This window comes from Bradyrhizobium sp. WU425 (assembly GCF_021052305.1).
GTDB classification, from domain to species: domain Bacteria; phylum Pseudomonadota; class Alphaproteobacteria; order Rhizobiales; family Xanthobacteraceae; genus Bradyrhizobium; species Bradyrhizobium canariense_D.
This window is the reverse complement of the sequence record NZ_CP088089.1, coordinates 4,490,723-4,504,796: the sequence shown is the minus strand read 5'-3', so window position 1 is coordinate 4,504,796 and position 14,074 is coordinate 4,490,723. Positions and strand designations below refer to the sequence as shown.

At 63.3% G+C, this 14,074-nt stretch carries 20 protein-coding genes and 1 tRNA gene; 9 read left to right on the top strand and 12 right to left on the bottom strand.

Translation table 11 applies throughout. The features are described from left to right. Positions 1-30: 30 nt before the first annotated feature. On the bottom strand, positions 31-597 hold the full coding sequence (gene efp / locus BcanWU425_RS21885; RefSeq protein ID WP_026232726.1) for an elongation factor P: 567 nt from the start codon (positions 595-597) through the stop codon (positions 31-33). Between the two features lie 162 nt (positions 598-759). On the opposite strand from efp, the gene epmA reads away from it, so the two are divergent. From epmA to BcanWU425_RS21870, 3 genes are read left to right on the top strand one after another with little or no spacing between them, the layout of a single operon-like run. Next, complete coding sequence (gene epmA, locus BcanWU425_RS21880) at positions 760-1,824, top strand: EF-P lysine aminoacylase EpmA (RefSeq protein ID WP_018454396.1); 1,065 nt, start codon at positions 760-762, stop codon at positions 1,822-1,824. Next, entirely contained in the window at positions 1,821-2,915 is a 1,095-nt protein-coding gene (locus BcanWU425_RS21875; RefSeq protein WP_026232725.1) for a lysine-2,3-aminomutase-like protein, read from the top strand. Before epmA ends, BcanWU425_RS21875 begins: the two co-directional genes overlap by 4 nt. A gap of 43 nt (positions 2,916-2,958) precedes the next feature. After that, positions 2,959-3,210: a hypothetical protein gene (locus BcanWU425_RS21870; protein WP_018454394.1), complete on the top strand. Its 252-nt coding sequence runs from the start codon at positions 2,959-2,961 to the stop codon at positions 3,208-3,210. A gap of 54 nt (positions 3,211-3,264) precedes the next feature. On the opposite strand, the gene BcanWU425_RS21865 is transcribed toward BcanWU425_RS21870, so the two are convergent. The 7 genes from BcanWU425_RS21865 to BcanWU425_RS21835 all read right to left on the bottom strand — a co-directional run bounded on the left by BcanWU425_RS21865 (position 3,265) and on the right by BcanWU425_RS21835 (position 8,833). Then, positions 3,265-4,350, bottom strand: coding sequence for a 3-deoxy-7-phosphoheptulonate synthase (locus BcanWU425_RS21865; RefSeq protein ID WP_204511121.1), 1,086 nt, complete (start codon positions 4,348-4,350; stop codon positions 3,265-3,267). A gap of 234 nt (positions 4,351-4,584) precedes the next feature. Further along, positions 4,585-5,163, bottom strand: a complete 579-nt coding sequence (locus tag BcanWU425_RS21860) for an HdeD family acid-resistance protein (protein WP_026232724.1) — start codon at positions 5,161-5,163, stop codon at positions 4,585-4,587. Between the two features lie 74 nt (positions 5,164-5,237). Further along, a complete protein-coding gene (locus BcanWU425_RS21855; RefSeq protein ID WP_018454391.1) occupies positions 5,238-6,278 on the bottom strand; it encodes a PrsW family glutamic-type intramembrane protease in 1,041 nt (346 codons plus the stop codon). A 570-nt stretch (positions 6,279-6,848) separates the two neighbouring features. Then, entirely contained in the window at positions 6,849-7,121 is a 273-nt protein-coding gene (locus BcanWU425_RS21850; RefSeq protein ID WP_018454389.1) for a hypothetical protein, read from the bottom strand. Between the two features lie 104 nt (positions 7,122-7,225). Continuing rightward, positions 7,226-7,852, bottom strand: a complete 627-nt coding sequence (locus tag BcanWU425_RS21845) for a pilus assembly protein PilZ (RefSeq protein WP_018454388.1) — start codon at positions 7,850-7,852, stop codon at positions 7,226-7,228. A 250-nt stretch (positions 7,853-8,102) separates the two neighbouring features. Next, on the bottom strand, positions 8,103-8,552 hold the full coding sequence (locus tag BcanWU425_RS21840) for a hypothetical protein (protein WP_231188553.1): 450 nt from the start codon (positions 8,550-8,552) through the stop codon (positions 8,103-8,105). A 206-nt stretch (positions 8,553-8,758) separates the two neighbouring features. Continuing rightward, positions 8,759-8,833, bottom strand: a tRNA-Glu gene (locus BcanWU425_RS21835). 224 nt (positions 8,834-9,057) lie between these two features. Here BcanWU425_RS21835 and BcanWU425_RS21830 point away from each other — a divergent pair. The 3 genes from BcanWU425_RS21830 to BcanWU425_RS21820 are packed head-to-tail and all read left to right on the top strand — an operon-like array spanning position 9,058 to position 9,790. After that, on the top strand, positions 9,058-9,312 hold the full coding sequence (locus tag BcanWU425_RS21830; RefSeq protein ID WP_007591415.1) for a PilZ domain-containing protein: 255 nt from the start codon (positions 9,058-9,060) through the stop codon (positions 9,310-9,312). A 58-nt stretch (positions 9,313-9,370) separates the two neighbouring features. Further along, positions 9,371-9,616 carry a hypothetical protein gene (locus BcanWU425_RS21825; RefSeq protein WP_204511122.1) on the top strand — a complete coding sequence of 82 codons (246 nt, stop codon included), beginning with the start codon at positions 9,371-9,373 and terminating at the stop codon, positions 9,614-9,616. A gap of 6 nt (positions 9,617-9,622) precedes the next feature. Then, positions 9,623-9,790, top strand: a complete 168-nt coding sequence (locus BcanWU425_RS21820; protein ID WP_204511123.1) for a hypothetical protein — start codon at positions 9,623-9,625, stop codon at positions 9,788-9,790. Between the two features lie 108 nt (positions 9,791-9,898). On the opposite strand, the gene BcanWU425_RS21815 is transcribed toward BcanWU425_RS21820, so the two are convergent. The 3 genes from BcanWU425_RS21815 to BcanWU425_RS21805 all read right to left on the bottom strand — a co-directional run bounded on the left by BcanWU425_RS21815 (position 9,899) and on the right by BcanWU425_RS21805 (position 11,923). Beyond that, entirely contained in the window at positions 9,899-10,537 is a 639-nt protein-coding gene (locus BcanWU425_RS21815; RefSeq protein ID WP_204511124.1) for a glutathione S-transferase family protein, read from the bottom strand. 308 nt (positions 10,538-10,845) lie between these two features. After that, complete coding sequence (locus BcanWU425_RS21810) at positions 10,846-11,298, bottom strand: VOC family protein (protein WP_204511128.1); 453 nt, start codon at positions 11,296-11,298, stop codon at positions 10,846-10,848. Between the two features lie 226 nt (positions 11,299-11,524). Then, complete coding sequence (locus BcanWU425_RS21805; RefSeq protein ID WP_204511130.1) at positions 11,525-11,923, bottom strand: VOC family protein; 399 nt, start codon at positions 11,921-11,923, stop codon at positions 11,525-11,527. A gap of 246 nt (positions 11,924-12,169) precedes the next feature. Between BcanWU425_RS21805 and BcanWU425_RS21800 the strand changes: the two genes are divergently transcribed. Together BcanWU425_RS21800 and BcanWU425_RS21795 are read left to right on the top strand one after the other, a co-directional pair. Next, positions 12,170-12,412 carry a hypothetical protein gene (locus tag BcanWU425_RS21800; protein ID WP_231188551.1) on the top strand — a complete coding sequence of 81 codons (243 nt, stop codon included), beginning with the start codon at positions 12,170-12,172 and terminating at the stop codon, positions 12,410-12,412. Positions 12,413-12,417: 5 nt separating this feature from the next. Further along, on the top strand, positions 12,418-12,687 hold the full coding sequence (locus BcanWU425_RS21795; protein WP_018454380.1) for a hypothetical protein: 270 nt from the start codon (positions 12,418-12,420) through the stop codon (positions 12,685-12,687). A gap of 628 nt (positions 12,688-13,315) precedes the next feature. Here BcanWU425_RS21795 and BcanWU425_RS21790 read toward each other — a convergent pair. Next, on the bottom strand, positions 13,316-13,531 hold the full coding sequence (locus tag BcanWU425_RS21790) for a DUF3072 domain-containing protein (RefSeq protein WP_026232720.1): 216 nt from the start codon (positions 13,529-13,531) through the stop codon (positions 13,316-13,318). A 160-nt stretch (positions 13,532-13,691) separates the two neighbouring features. Here BcanWU425_RS21790 and BcanWU425_RS21785 point away from each other — a divergent pair, with 160 nt between their 5' ends. Beyond that, positions 13,692-13,907, top strand: coding sequence for a hypothetical protein (locus BcanWU425_RS21785; RefSeq protein WP_204511131.1), 216 nt, complete (start codon positions 13,692-13,694; stop codon positions 13,905-13,907). The last annotated feature ends 167 nt before the right edge of the window (positions 13,908-14,074 follow it).

Genomic DNA, 14,074 nt, shown 5'->3' with positions numbered 1-14,074 from the left:
GCGGCACCTGTTGCGCTCGCTTTGGTCCCGTCAGTCCTTGGCACGCTCGGAGTAGGAGCCGTCTTCGGTCATCACGACGATTCGGGTGCCGACGGCGATGTGCGGCGGCACCGTGGTGCGAACGCCATTCGAGAGCACGGCGGGCTTGTAGGACGAGGAGGCGGTCTGCCCCTTGGTCACGGGCTCGGTCTCGATCACTTCCAGCGTCACGCGCTGCGGCAGGGCGATCGATACCGGGTTGGAACCGTGCAGCGATAGCTTGACCGTCATGCTCTCCTGAAGATAGGCCGCCGCATCGCCGATCACATCCTTGGACACCTGGACCTGGTCATAGGTCTCCGGGTTCATGAAGTGATAGCCGTCACCATCTTCATACAGGAAGGTGTAGTTGCGCTCTTCGATTGTGGCCTTCTCGACCTGATCGGTGGTCTTGTAGCGCTCGGAGATCTTTACCCCGTCCGAGATTCGGCGCATTTCGATCTGGCTGACCGGGGTGCCCTTGCCGGGATGGATGTTCTCGGCGGTCACGACGACATATAGCTTGCCGTCTTGCTCGATCACGTTGCCCTTGCGAATAGAACTGGCGATGACTCTCAAAGCTGTATTTCCTGCTTGCTTGGCCCGGCTCGGGCCAGGACGTGGTCAAATTGATGGGGGACCTGGGGCCCCAAATCAGACCGCGGCACCCGTTTCGGGCCGCAACATACTGGTTTTGCCGTTGGATGCCAGCATTTTGCTGGCTTGCGGGACAGCCGGTTAATGGCTGGGGACAAGCCGATGTCGCCGTTCTGGTCCCCCTCGCGGCATCTCGACCGCCGGCCCTTCTTGCAGGCCAGGGGAGCCATCACTGGGGCTCTACGGGGATTTTTCGTCGAGCAGGGCTTCGTCGAGGTCGAAACCTCCGTTCTCCAGGTCTCCCCGGGCAACGAGACCCACCTGCACGCCCCCCGGACCGAGATCATGCGGCCCGACGGCAGCCGTGTGAGCCGATATTTGCGGACCTCGCCGGAATTCGCCTGCAAGAAGCTGCTGGCGGCCGGGGAGACCCGGATTTTCGAGTTCGCCCGGGTGTTCCGGGACCGTGAGCGCGGCGACCTGCATTTGCCCGAATTCACCATGCTGGAATGGTACCGGGCAGGCGCGCCCTATGACGCCATCATGGCCGACTGCGTCGTCCTCATCGCCCGCGCGGCCCAGGCGACCGGTATCGGCGCCTTCACCTTCCGCGGCCGGACCGCAGATCCTTTCGCCGAGCCGGAGCTTGTGACGGTTGCCAGCGCCTTCGAGCAGTTTGCGGGAATCGACCTGCTTGCGACCATTTCCGGCGGCGAGGGCGACCGCGCCGCGCTCGCGCGGTCAGTTGCCGGCAAGGTCCGCGTGGCCGAGGATGACACCTGGTCCGACATCTTCAGCAAGGTTCTGGTCGAGCATGTCGAGCCGCATCTGGGGCAGGGCCGTTTGACCATTCTGTTCGAATACCCATCTCCAGAGGCGGCACTGGCGCGCGTGAAGGCGGGCGATCCCCGAGTCGCCGAGCGGTTCGAGGTCTATGCCTGCGGTGTCGAGCTCGCCAACGGTTTTGGCGAACTGACCGACGCCGAGGAGCAGCGCAAGCGCTTCACGCAATCCATGGCAGAGAAGCAACGCCGCTACTGCGAAGCCTATCCGCTGGACGAGGACTTTCTGGCCGCGGTCGCGGCGATGCCGGAGGCGAGCGGCGTCGCGCTCGGATTCGACCGCCTGGTAATGCTGGCGAGCGGCGCATCGCGAATTGATCAGGTGGTGTGGACGCCGCCTGCAAATGAAACGTTGAGCGAGACATGATGAAGAGCAATCTTGCGCGCACATTGCGCGAGCCGGCCGAACTTGTGGCCGAGCAGCTTGTGTCAGCCACAGCGCTGCCGGTGCTCGATCGCATTGCCGCACGCTATGCGGTTGCGATCACGCCGGCGCTGGTCGATCTGATCGACAGGTCCGATCCCGACGATCCCATTGCGCGCCAATTCGTTCCGACTGCCGCAGAGCTGGAGATGCAGCCGGGCGAGAATGCAGATCCGATCGGCGATCATTCGCACTCGCCGGTTCCCGGGATCGTGCATCGTTATCCCGACCGCGTGCTGTTCAAGCTCGTTCACGTCTGCGCGGTCTATTGCCGCTTCTGCTTCCGCCGCGAGATGGTCGGACCCGGCAAGGAGAACGCGCTCTCGGACGCCGCCTATCGCGCGGCGATCGACTACATCCGCGCGCACAGCGAGATCTGGGAGGTGATCCTGACCGGGGGGGATCCCCTGATGTTGTCGCCTCGGCGGATGGGCGAGATCATGGCCGATCTGGCCGGAATCGATCACGTCAAGATCATCCGCCTTCACACCCGCGTGCCGGCGGCCGATCCCGCGCGCATCAGCGACGAGATGGTGGCGGCGCTCAAGGCCGAAGGCGCCACCACCTGGGTGGCGCTGCATGCCAACCATGCGCGCGAACTGACGGGGCCCGCGCGTGCCGCCTGCGCGCGGCTGGTCGATGCCGGAATTCCCATGGTAAGCCAGTCCGTGCTTTTGCGCGGCGTCAATGACAACGCAATCGCTCTTTCGGATTTGATGCGAGCTTTCGTCGAATGCCGGATCAAGCCCTATTATCTGCATCACGGTGATCTCGCGCCCGGCACGGCGCATCTGCGAACGACACTCGCCGAGGGGCAGCATTTGATGCGGCAGCTGCGCGGACGGGTGTCAGGACTGTGTCAGCCCGACTATGTCATCGACATCCCCGGCGGTGCCGGCAAGTCGCCGGTGGGGCCGAATTACGTGTTGCCGATGCAAAATACCGCACCTGATGCGGGTGATGCGGCATCGGAAACGCGCTATCGTATCGTGGATTATTGCGGCGACGTTCACCTCTATCCGCCCGAGACCTGATTGGTCGTGATGGAGATGCTGGCCCGAGGAATGGAGAAGCAAAATGAGAAGCATCATCCTAGCACTGTCGCTTCTGACGGTGTTCGGCAGCGCCGGCTTCGCGCAAACGGGAAGCAAGGGATCGACGACCTCGGGACAATCGGCGGGTTCTTTGCCGCCTGCGCCCGTCGGTCATCGGCAGCCGCGCGCTGGCGACGTGCCAAGTGAGAAGAACCTGAGCGACCCGAACGATCCCCTCAGCAAGGAAAATCAGGCGCTCGACAAGAAGATCAAGAGCATCTGCCGCGGCTGCTAGGCGCCGGGAAAGCGGGCAGGGTGCGACAGCCTCACCCCGCCCGCAATCGTTTGGTCAGGCGGAGCGCTCGTGCAGCCCTGCGCGCTTGATGTTGCGCCGGATCTCGACCGCGTCAGCGAGCTGCTTGAGCACGGTTGCCGTGGTCGCCCAGTCGATGCAGCCGTCCGTGATGCTCTGGCCATAGGTGAGCGGCTTGCCCGGCACCACGTCCTGGCGTCCGGCGACGAGATTGCTCTCGACCATCACCCCCATGATGCGGTTCTCGCCGCCAGAAATTTGCCCGGCGATGTCGGCCGTCACGAGCGGCTGGTTTTCCGGCTTCTTGCTCGAATTAGCGTGGCTCACATCGACCATCACGAGCGGTGCGACGCTTGCTTTCGCCAGATCGTTGCAGGCCGCCGCGACGCTTGCCGCATCGTAGTTCGGCGTGCTGCCGCCGCGCAGGATGATGTGACAATCCTCGTTGCCCGCGGTTGAGGCGATCGCCGAGCGGCCGAGCTTGGTCACCGCCATGAAATGATGCGGATTCGAGGCCGACTTCACAGCGTCCGCCGCAATTTGCACATTGCCGTCGGTGCCGTTCTTGAACCCGACCGGGCAGGACAGCCCCGAGGCCAACTCGCGATGGATCTGGCTTTCGGTCGTGCGCGCGCCGATTGCGGCCCAGGACACGAGGTCCGCAATGTATTGCGGCGTCGTCATGTCGAGGAATTCGGTGCCGGCGGGCAGGCCGACATTATTTACCGCCGAGAGCACGTTGCGCGCCAGCCGCAGGCCCTTGTTGATGTCGAAGCTGCCGTCCAGATCAGGATCGTTGATCAGGCCCTTCCAGCCGACCGTGGTGCGCGGCTTCTCGAAATAGACCCGCATCACGATCTCGAGTTGGTCGGCAAGCTCTTCGCGCAAGCTCGCGAGGCGCTCGGCGTATTCGAGCGCGGCCCTGGGATCATGCACCGAGCAGGGGCCGACCACGACCAGAAGCCGGTCGTCCTGGCCATTGAGAATCGCATGAATGGCGTTGCGTGCGGCCATCACCACGCGCGTCGCGGTGAGCGTGCGCGGGACTTCCCGCATCACCTCTTCGGGCGTACTCAGCTCTTTCAGTTCGCGGATACGAAGATCGTCGGTCGTGCTCAGCACGGCGGGCTCCTGTCATTTTGAGACCCTGCCGGCCAATAAAAAAGCCGCCAGGTCTGGCGGCTTGTTCGGACGTTTGCTGCAATGTTTCAGATTGAGCGCGATCCTCCTGCCGCCAGCGAGCTGTCGTAGCTAAAGTACCAAATATAGCTGGTGACGAGGGTGATCATCGCCCGTCATATAGCGTGCGATCGGCGGCTTGTCACCCCCCAATAGACGTGACGGCCACGCGGCGCCTCAACTGTTGCTTTTGCGTGCCGCCAGCGCCATGCCGATCAGGGTGGCGCCGCCGAACAGCAGGTTGATGCCGACGAGGATACCGATCGCCCATTCCGCCGAGCTCGGCAGTCCCGTGATCACCATGAACGAGATCGCGATGTCGACGAGGCCCGAGATCAGGAGCCACGACCAGCGGCCGCCCGGCTCGCGGCGATGCTCCAGCGCGTACATGATGGTGGCGACGCCCTCGGCGAGGAAATAGGCGCCGAGCACGATGGTCAGCGTCAGCACGGCCTGGATCGGCCGCGCCAGCAGCAGCATGCCTGCAAGCACGGCCAGCGCGGCCGAGATCAGCGACCACCAGAAGCCCGGCGTGCTGCGCGCCCAATAGGTGGCGATCAATCCGCCGATGCCGCTGATCAGGAACATCCAGCCGAGGAAGATCGCAATCGCAAGGCTTGCGAGCGGCGGCAGGATCAGCGCGGCGACGCCAAGCACCGCAAGCAGGATGCCTTCGAACAGAAAGGCCTTCCAATGTGCCTTGACCGTCCCGCTCATGGCGGATTGCAGCCGGGAAAAATCCTCAGGCGATGTCATGGGCAGGCTCCGGATCGAGAGGTGTGTCCTCAAGCTAGTCTAGTACGTGCACACCGCGCTTGCCATCCCGCGGCTCAGCCGCCGCCGTGCGCCGACGAAAAACCTTCGCCGCTGGTGCGGATGCGGTTGCGGCCGAGAACATAGATCGCGGTCGTGACGATCAGAAGTGCGAGGCCGAGCAGGATCGAGACCAGGCCGATCGGGATCAGGGCCAGCGTCAGATTGCGCTCGGGATTGATGAGCCAGTGATGGATCGAGGTCAGCACGAAGGCGAGCCCGAGAAAGCCGACGCCGCCACCGGCAAGCAGCAGCGCCCACATCCGGCGGAGCTGGCTGAGGCGCTCGCGCGCGACGTCGGTTCGGGGCGCGTGATGGCGCGCGACGCGCCGTACCAGGCGGATAGCGAAGGCGATCGAGCTGAAGCCGATCAGCAGGCTCGCGCCGCCCAACCACATCCGCAGCGCCGGATCGAGATCCGGCATGCGCTGAAGCGTGAGCAGGGGGAAGTCGAAGGCCGAATGCAGGGCGAGCGGACCTGCGAAGATCAGCAGCCGGCTGGAGAGACGAGCCCAGTCGCGATGATGGCGGTTGGCACCCAGCGCCGTGCCGGCGCGCGCGATGGTCAGATAGGCGCCGGCGATAATACCGAGCGCGCCGTGGAACGGCACGGTCAGCACGCTGCGCAAGGCGGCCAGCGAGCGCCACATTTCGGCGTGCTGGACGAGATAGGCAAGGTTCTCGTAGGCGGCGAAGCCCAGGCCGACGGCAGCGCCATAGACCACAGTGTCCATCGGATTGGCGAAGGTCCGCCGCTTGGTCGAGGCGACCAGCACGATCGCGATCACCTTGACCGCTTCCTCCGGCAGCGCGACGCCGAAGATCGAATGCATGGCCAGTGCCGCCCACGGGTTGTCCGGGGCCGCAACCATCTTGGCGAAAGGGGCGCGGGCCAGGCCCAGCAGCGAAATGCTGGCCGCGCCGAGCAGGAAAGCGGTCCAGACCTGGGCCGGCGGTCCGGGGCGTTCCTCGGCGGCAATGACGAGCCACAGCATCAGCAGCGCCGGGGCAATGGCGGCCGTTCCGATGACGGTGGGTAACGCTTCAATCAGGTACATCGGCGCCGAAAATAGGTTCCCTTGATCCGCTTATCTACATTCCCTGATGCGACCTTGTGTCATGCGCTTGCTGTCGCGTCTCTTAACAAGCGTGACAGCCTGCGTTCATCAGGACAGTCGCCGAGGTGCAGAATAACGAGCGCAATCAATTGCATGACAGAACCACCTCGTCATCCCATGACAACGGTCGCGAGCCCGTCATCGGATCGCGATTGGTAAGTCAGATCAAGGCAATGTGCAGGTTTCTTCGATTGACGATGCACGTGTCGCCGCGGCAAGTCCAGAGCCGGGATTGCCCCGTCCGGGCTACGCACGGCCGGCCGAGCCGGTCTAGTCACGCTTGATCGCGCGGGATGGGGACGCGGTGCGGCGGCCCCGGAGTTGCTCCACCTCCCAGAAGGCGCGGATAAGGCACGTACCAAGGCAGAGCACGATGAGCAACAGCAGAAAGGCCTGATCGAAGGCGGGGATGTGAGTCATGGCAATGATAAAGCAACGGGCGTGCCACGCGTTCCCGCCACGCGCCCTGCCGCGGCGGCTGGCTGCCGATCGTAGCCCGCTTTGACTGTCTCAATGCGTGGTGAGCGGCGGCGGCGCGTCGGGCGCGACGTCGAAGGCGCCGAGATGGAACTCCTCGCCGGTGGACGCGTCCGGCTCGGAATGCTGCGCCATCAGCGTGAACGCGGCCTGCGGGTATTGCTTCCAGATATCGAGATCGTCGGCGGTGATGGTGAGCCAGCCGAACGTGTACATGTAGCGTCCGGGCTCGGTGACCCGGCCGACCCTGTCCCAGGTGATCTTGTCGACTCTGACCTTATCGACTGTAATTTTCTCGACTGCCATTCGGTCCCCCGATCGCAAGTCTGCAAATGACGTCCGGAACGAGGCGCGGACCTTCAAAAGCTTATCTCGAAATAGGGCTGCGATAGGGCAGCGCGGCCGGAGGATCAGGCCGATTGCAGCATGGCCGTGCGGACGATCAGCCGGACGACGTCGTCCCGCGACTGCTTTTCGGCGAATTTGACAGCAAAGCCGTTTTCGAATTTGCGGATCACGCGCCCGACGCAAGCGCCGACCGCAAGCGGGGTTCCCACTGGCGGATCGTATTCGCAGGATATCGCGACACCGGCCGTGGAGACGTCGATGATGAAGCAGGCATGGGTGCTGCCGTCGGCGAGCGTCAGGAAGGTGTGCGCGACCTGCGGAACGAAGCGCGCGTCATTCCGCAGCTCCTGGACGCTGGCGTCCTTTTGCTTCTTCTCGAGCCAGGTCAGCTTTTCCGACATCCAGGCGCGCCGGGCCCGCGTCATGTCGAGCTCCATCAGGAAGCCCGATTTCAGCGTCGCGCTGATGGTGCATTGGAATTCGCCAAAATCCTGGAAGTAGGAGGTCACGCGCTCGCCGACCTTTCCGACTACGGGAACGTCGACCATCATGCGGAACGGTGAAACGCGGCTGGTGCGGCAGGCGAAGGTACGGAGCTTGCCCTCGCAATCGTACCAACGCGGCAGCGAGTAGCTGCCACTCACGGTGACATGCACGGCACGCTGTCTGAGGAACTCTGCGACGGACATGGGCGCCAATCGTGTTTCGGAGGTTTTCCGTAATTCCACGGTAGCAATCAAATTCTAAGCAAATGATACCGGCGCTCACGAGCAGGGGTAAATTTCCGGTAAATGCGCAGATCGGGGCGGGCGGCATAGCGCCGCGATTGTCAGGCCCGTGACCTCACGATCGCGTCATCCGAGCAGCACCAGCAGAGCCAGCACGCCAAGGGCCATAGCGAGCTTGATCGTCGCGCAGGCCAGGCCGCTCGGTCGCCTCTCAAATCCGAACCACGGCAATGCATGCTGCATCGCGCGCGTTGCGAATGCTTCGACGATGGCGAACAAAAGAGCGATTCCGGCGAGCAAGGACCACGATGTGTCTGGAAGCATCCATGTCGCGAGCCAGGCGGGGACGGACGCTTTCAGCGATGCCAGCAGCGCGAACCATCCGAACAGGTAAGCCCTTGATGATGTCGGGCCCGATCGTACCAAGCTCGAGACGGATGCCGATCTTTGCAAGAGCGAGTTCGATGCGCTCGCCATCGGTGAAGAAGAGAAAGGCGCCGAGGTAGAGAGGAACGCGCGACTGAAACAGCAGCGCGATGATGCCGAACAGGACGGCGTAGCCGCAGGCGTCCCCGAGAATGTTCGTGCCGGCCGTATGCGACGGCTCCAACGCAGGCGTTGCCCGAGGCAGCGACCTGGCGCGCGCCATGTGCTCCAGCATTCTGGCGCGCCGCTCCGGCACGTAGGCTGCCGTGCGGTGGATCCATGGCGGCAGCGCCGGCGAGGCAATCCCGGCCTGGTCGTCCGAGGGAGATTTGTGCTGCGCCATCGGCCTGCATCCGGTTCAGTCTGGACATTGGTCGGAGGCGAGGGGCAGGGAGGTTCATGCGGGGCGGCAGATTCGCCCTGTCATCCAACGGCGGATGATGGCGCTCCCTAGCGGAATCGAACCGCTCTCTCCACCGTGAAAGGGTGGCGTCCTAACCGATAGACGAAGGGAGCAAACCCAGGGCCCCGCCGCTTTTCGCGGCACGGCCGCTGGCCGCCCGAGTCATGCCCGGCGGCTGCAGCGGGCGAACCTATAATGGCCTTTGGCGCCGTGGGCAAGCCGTTCGGGAACGGTCTTTTGGCACCGGTGGATAGCATCCCACCCAAGGATCGGTCGGCCGAATTCAACGGTTTCTTAGGTTCCCTGAGCTAGCGCTGGACTGGGAGAATTTAAGCCGATGCCACCGCCCAAGAAGCGCGCAGCCCGCAAGTCGCTGTCGCAGCATGCCTGGATCACGCTCGACGGCGGATTCGCAGCGCGGCAATGCCTGGTCCAGGACATCTCCGCCACGGGCGCCAAGATCACGCTGGACGAGGATGCGAGCCAGCTCCCGGGCGTGATCCGGATGGCGTTCGCGCGCGATGCGCGGACCGGGCGGAGCTGCCAGGTGGTGTGGCGCCGCGGCAAATCGGCCGGCATCAAGTTCATCTGATCCCCGGGCAAAGCGACCCCGATGGCGCGCGACGCCGGTCCGGGCTAGAACGGCCTGCATGCGTGCGCCGCTCCTCATCCTGATCTCGTTGCTGACGACGTCCGCGGCCGCGGCGGAAGCCTTGCGTCTGCCGCCTCCGGAGCGCCCACAGGCTGGCAAGGCCTTGCCGCTGAAGGGTGCCGGCGGGAGCGCGAAAGCGGGCTCCTGCGCCGCCTATGGCCGCGGCTTCCATCTGGTCGAGAGCACCGGCACCTGCGTCAAGATCGGCGGCTCGATCAGCGTCGAGACCACGGTCAGGCGCTGAGCCCCCATGCCGCCGGACATCATGCGGCCCGAGATCATCGTCCCGTTCGTGACGTATTGCGCGCTGCTGTGGTGGGTCGGCCGCGGCCTGAGCTGGACCGCGCGGCTCGCCACTGCGGCGGTCACGCTCGTGCTGATTTTCTGCGTACTGCTGTTCGAGCGCGGCTGGCCTTAACAAAAAAACGCGAAAACAACCCCATGCACAGTAGCCGCCATCTCCCGGCGCCGCGCGGCAAAATGCCGATTCATCGTGCTCGTAACGGACTTTAAGCCGCGCCACCGCTCACGACATCGGCGGTGCCACAAATTGCGCAAAACCGGGCCGTTTGCCGAGTTCGGCGAGCCAGCGCGTCAGATGCGGCTGCGCGGGCCGGGTGATGCCCTCGACGCCGAGCCAGCGCCGCGCATAGGCGCCAACCGCGATGTCGGCGAGCGTGAACGCATCGCCGTCCATGAACGGACGCGTGGAGAGCAGGCGGTCCGCGATGGCCCAGACCTCGGCGGCGGCATCGGCATCCTTTTGCACCTGGATCATGTCGCGCTCGGCGGGCGGCGTGCGCACGATGCCCCAGAACACCGGGCGGTCGACCGGCTGCACCATCGACAGCGTCCAGTCGAGCCAGCGGTCGACGCTGGCGCGCAGCCTCGGCGCCTCAGGATAGATCGGCGTGCCGCGCCCATGCGCGAGGCAGAGATAGCGCATGATCGAATTGGATTCCCACAGCGTGAAGTCGCCCTCGACCAGCGTCGGGATCCGCGCATTGGGATTCATCGCGAGATAGTCGGCGTCGCGGGTCCTGCCGAACGCCATGCCGGCGTCGATGCGCTCGTAAGCCAAGCCGAGCTCGGTGAGGCACCACAGCACCTTTTGCACGTTGACCGAATTGGCGCGGCCCCAGATCGTCAGTTTTTGGTCCGGCACATCATCCTCCCGCGGCGCTTCTTTCGGCGCGGGTAATAGCGGAATTCACTGCGGCGAGCGACGGGCGATTGCGCCGATCCTCTCATGCAAAAGGTCCGCATGCAAAAAGCTCCGCCCGAGGCGGAGCTTTCATTGCAAGGCAAAGCCTGGTCAGGCGATCAGCGGCCGAAGAACAGCCACAGCAAGATGATCACCGGGATCGGCACACCCAGCATCCACAACAAAATTCCGCGTCCCATCGCGTCCTCCTCCAATTGCATTGTCGAAGAGAGAACGCTTAGGGCAGGGGCTGGTTCCGGCAAAAAGGCCTACCAATGGCCGATGTTGGGCATCGACGACCACGGCTCCTGCGGTGGCTTCGGATCGCCCTTCTGCAACAGCTCGATCGAGTGCAAATCCGGCGAGCGGACGAAGGCCATGTTGCCGTCGCGCGGCGGACGGTTGATGGTGACGCCGGCCTTCATCAGCTTCTCGCAGGTGGCGTAGATGTCGTCGACTTCATAGGCGAGATGGCCGAAGAAGCGATCCTCACCGTATTTTTCCTCGTCCCAATTCCAGGTGAGCTCCACCAGCGGCGCGCCGCGCGTCTGCGGCTGCTCCTTGAGTGCCTCGAGATCGTCCGACGAGCACAGGAACACCAGCGTGAAACGCCCCTTGTCGTTCTCGATCCGCCGCACCTCCTTCAGCCCCAGCGCGTCCTGGTAAAACTTCAACGCGACATCGAGATTGCGCACGCGCAGCATAGTGTGAAGGTATCGCATGATTGTTGCTCCCTTGAACGGATGGGGTTTTGCTTTGGGCCGGGACGGCGGGGGTAGGAGATAGCAGGAAAATCCGGGGAGGGGCAGGGGCGGGTGCACATGTGCATGAGGGCGAAGCCGGCTGATGAAGTAAATCAGCCGGCGAATTTCAATGCACATTCACCGCAATCCCAGTGCCGCACACGCGCCACTTGCAATATCGCCCGGGCCAGTCTGCTGCCGCGACCTATTGCGCCGCGAGGCGCTTTCCGGCCTGCTCGATCGGCGGCATGAAGAGCGATACCGCGGTGCCTTCGGGGTCGCGAAACTGGAACGTCCTGTTGCCCCATGGCATCGTTTTCAACTCGTGCACCAGCGTAACCTTGTCTTTCAGGCGCTGATAATCCGCATCGATGTCTTCAACCTGAAACTCGATCACGGCAGTGCGGTTGGCGCCGGGCTCGGCACTGTTTTCTTTCCAGAGCGCGACCGTCTCGGCTGCGCCGATTGCGAGGTTGGCGCCCGGCGTCACGATCTTGGCGAACACCGGCGCGAGCCATTCGGCGGAACATCCGGTCACCATTTCGTAGAACGAAACCATGATTTTGATGTCAGTAGCGATCAGGCGAGTGGAGGCGAACTTCATGGCATGTCCTTTGGTTGACCGCAGAGTTGAGCGGCATCGCGGGGCTCGTCGCACACCGCTGCTGCCACCCTGATGTCAGCAGTCACGATGCCACGCCGAGCGCGCCGTGAATGGCGATGGCATTGCTCAAGCGCTAGAAAACGAGCCCTTCACGAAGCCCCACAGCGCTAACCGGGTCCTCAGAACGTGACGCAAATCGCAGAACTGGGCCACCTCACTCACGGGGGACACGGGGTTGTTTAGCCGTTGGCAGATGAACTCCCCGCGGAACTGACGCGACTAACCGCTTTGGCCAATATTCTAGGCGAGCTTCTGTTTGCACTTATCCGCTCGATTGTTGCCGGATGGGCGTATGCGCTCTGGGTCAAACTGGCGACATGGCTCGAGCCGAAAATTCAACGGCGTTGGGTGAAGATTGCCGTAGGAGGCCTCCTCGGCCTGGCAGCCTTTTTTATGATTCCGATCGTGATGGCGCTGTTGGGCCTTTGAAGACAATGAAATCCGTTCTCACCGTCGCACTGGCAATCGGGGCCCTCGTCTCGACGGTGCTGCTCGTCATGGAGCAGCTAACCGACTACTCCACCCCTGTGATGGCATGGGAGATGCCGGGTATATCCGCAGCTTACCTTTTCTGGGGAGCTGTCGGCAGTTCCGTTTTCTTGGGCGTCGCCATCACTTGGGCCGTGAACGCCATCGTTTACGGGGCGCCCGCTTTCGTTGTCCTTACAGTCATCAAGCTGGCAATCCGCGATCTGCCGAAGTGACAGAACTGAGCTCGGCGCGGAGCCGATGCTCAGCGCGCTCAAGAAAATGAGCGGCAGCAGGTCATGCAAGGCGCCTGACGCGCCTTGCATGATCGTCTGAAATTTCGCCTGCCGGCGAGCGGCCGGACGGCCGACATCATGAACCACGACGGAGTTCGAGGCGACGAATGCCCGTAAACGAAGGTCTCTCGTCGTGAAATGGTTTAGACGATACGCAGTTGGCTGCCTGATCGCGGTGCTCCTGTTCTCGGGCCGAGACAGTTATAAACGGCCCGGCGAAGACATGCGCTACGGGGCCATCCTTATGGTAGCCGCCGGTTGGCCTGTTGTTGCCGCGATTGTCGTGGGAAGCACCATCGGTGACATCGTACATGACGTGAAGCAAGGCAAAGCAGGATGAGTGCCCGGCTCGCAAAGCGACAGGCCGCAATCCCGGCATTGAAGTTGTGGAATCGACATTGCGGGATCGTGCGCTCAATCGACGCTGTCTGTGCCCGACGAAATGCAGCGCGCTCAACGTTTGTGAATGCAGCGTTGGCCGAACGCCTGCAACCTTCCCGCGACACTTCTGATCATCGGTGAGTCATGTTCTTCCGTCTCGCAGGGGCGGGGCGTACATGCCCGCTGTCTACTTCTCGAGCCCGGCCTTTTGCCGCATCGTGTCGATCAGCTCTGACGCCTCTGCCTTGGTCAGATCCTTCTTGGGGAGGGGCTTGTGCGCCTGCTCGGCGAGGGTCTTGAGGTAGGATTCCTGGGCGCCGGTCATCGGGTCGTCGCCGGAAACCCAATCCTTCGGATCCTTTTGTGTGTTGTCCCCGGTGTTGTCAGCTGTCTTGTCAGCCATCGCGATCTCTCCTTTTCCACCTAACGTCGGCGCGCGCTTGTCGTTCCTCATTTGTTCGTCAGTCGAAAACGTGCGGAAATTGAACGTCTCGAGATCTGCCATGAAGAACCGACCTACTGGCCAGCGCGGAACAAGCGCTCCCGCCAAGCGTAGGTTCTGCATGAGCGAGAACCTGTCCCATCTCATCGAACATTCCGTGCAGATCGCCTGGGATTATCTGGAGCGCACCGGACAAGTCAGCGACGCGCCGTTCACCAGCCGCTTTCTCTCGGCCGCCGTCGAAGGGATGGTCCGCAAGGGCGAGCACAGACGCCTCATGCTGGCCAACCGGGCCATCACGGCGTTCGAGCGGCTTTCCAATAGGCAAGCTGCATAGATCGGTCCCCGGCCTTCGGTCGTCACTGCGCGGCGGTCCTGCAGTTCTCCCAGTGCAATTTGTTGAACCCCGGCGAAGCCCGGCGCGACCAACCGCCATGCTGCAAAGCCTGCTCGGCATCGGAATTGGCTTCGCGGCCTATGTGCTGAGACACCAAAGAGGAAAGT

Excerpts from the sequence above, each read along its gene's own strand:
- epmA (WP_018454396.1), top strand. The coding sequence starts at position 760 with ATGGCTGGGGACAAGCCGATGTCGCCGTTCTGGTCCCCCTCGCGGCAT.
- BcanWU425_RS21875 (WP_026232725.1), top strand. The coding sequence starts at position 1,821 with ATGATGAAGAGCAATCTTGCGCGCACATTGCGCGAGCCGGCCGAACTT.
- BcanWU425_RS21870 (WP_018454394.1), top strand. The coding sequence starts at position 2,959 with ATGAGAAGCATCATCCTAGCACTGTCGCTTCTGACGGTGTTCGGCAGC.
- BcanWU425_RS21860 (WP_026232724.1), bottom strand. The coding sequence starts at position 5,163 with ATGACATCGCCTGAGGATTTTTCCCGGCTGCAATCCGCCATGAGCGGG.
- BcanWU425_RS21855 (WP_018454391.1), bottom strand. The coding sequence starts at position 6,278 with ATGTACCTGATTGAAGCGTTACCCACCGTCATCGGAACGGCCGCCATT.
- BcanWU425_RS21850 (WP_018454389.1), bottom strand. The coding sequence starts at position 7,121 with ATGGCAGTCGAGAAAATTACAGTCGATAAGGTCAGAGTCGACAAGATC.
- BcanWU425_RS21845 (WP_018454388.1), bottom strand. The coding sequence starts at position 7,852 with ATGTCCGTCGCAGAGTTCCTCAGACAGCGTGCCGTGCATGTCACCGTG.
- BcanWU425_RS21840 (WP_231188553.1), bottom strand. The coding sequence starts at position 8,552 with ATGCTGGAGCACATGGCGCGCGCCAGGTCGCTGCCTCGGGCAACGCCT.
- BcanWU425_RS21830 (WP_007591415.1), top strand. The coding sequence starts at position 9,058 with ATGCCACCGCCCAAGAAGCGCGCAGCCCGCAAGTCGCTGTCGCAGCAT.
- BcanWU425_RS21825 (WP_204511122.1), top strand. The coding sequence starts at position 9,371 with ATGCGTGCGCCGCTCCTCATCCTGATCTCGTTGCTGACGACGTCCGCG.
- BcanWU425_RS21820 (WP_204511123.1), top strand. The coding sequence starts at position 9,623 with ATGCCGCCGGACATCATGCGGCCCGAGATCATCGTCCCGTTCGTGACG.
- BcanWU425_RS21810 (WP_204511128.1), bottom strand. The coding sequence starts at position 11,298 with ATGCGATACCTTCACACTATGCTGCGCGTGCGCAATCTCGATGTCGCG.
- BcanWU425_RS21805 (WP_204511130.1), bottom strand. The coding sequence starts at position 11,923 with ATGAAGTTCGCCTCCACTCGCCTGATCGCTACTGACATCAAAATCATG.
- BcanWU425_RS21795 (WP_018454380.1), top strand. The coding sequence starts at position 12,418 with ATGAAATCCGTTCTCACCGTCGCACTGGCAATCGGGGCCCTCGTCTCG.
- BcanWU425_RS21790 (WP_026232720.1), bottom strand. The coding sequence starts at position 13,531 with ATGGCTGACAAGACAGCTGACAACACCGGGGACAACACACAAAAGGAT.
- BcanWU425_RS21785 (WP_204511131.1), top strand. The coding sequence starts at position 13,692 with ATGAGCGAGAACCTGTCCCATCTCATCGAACATTCCGTGCAGATCGCC.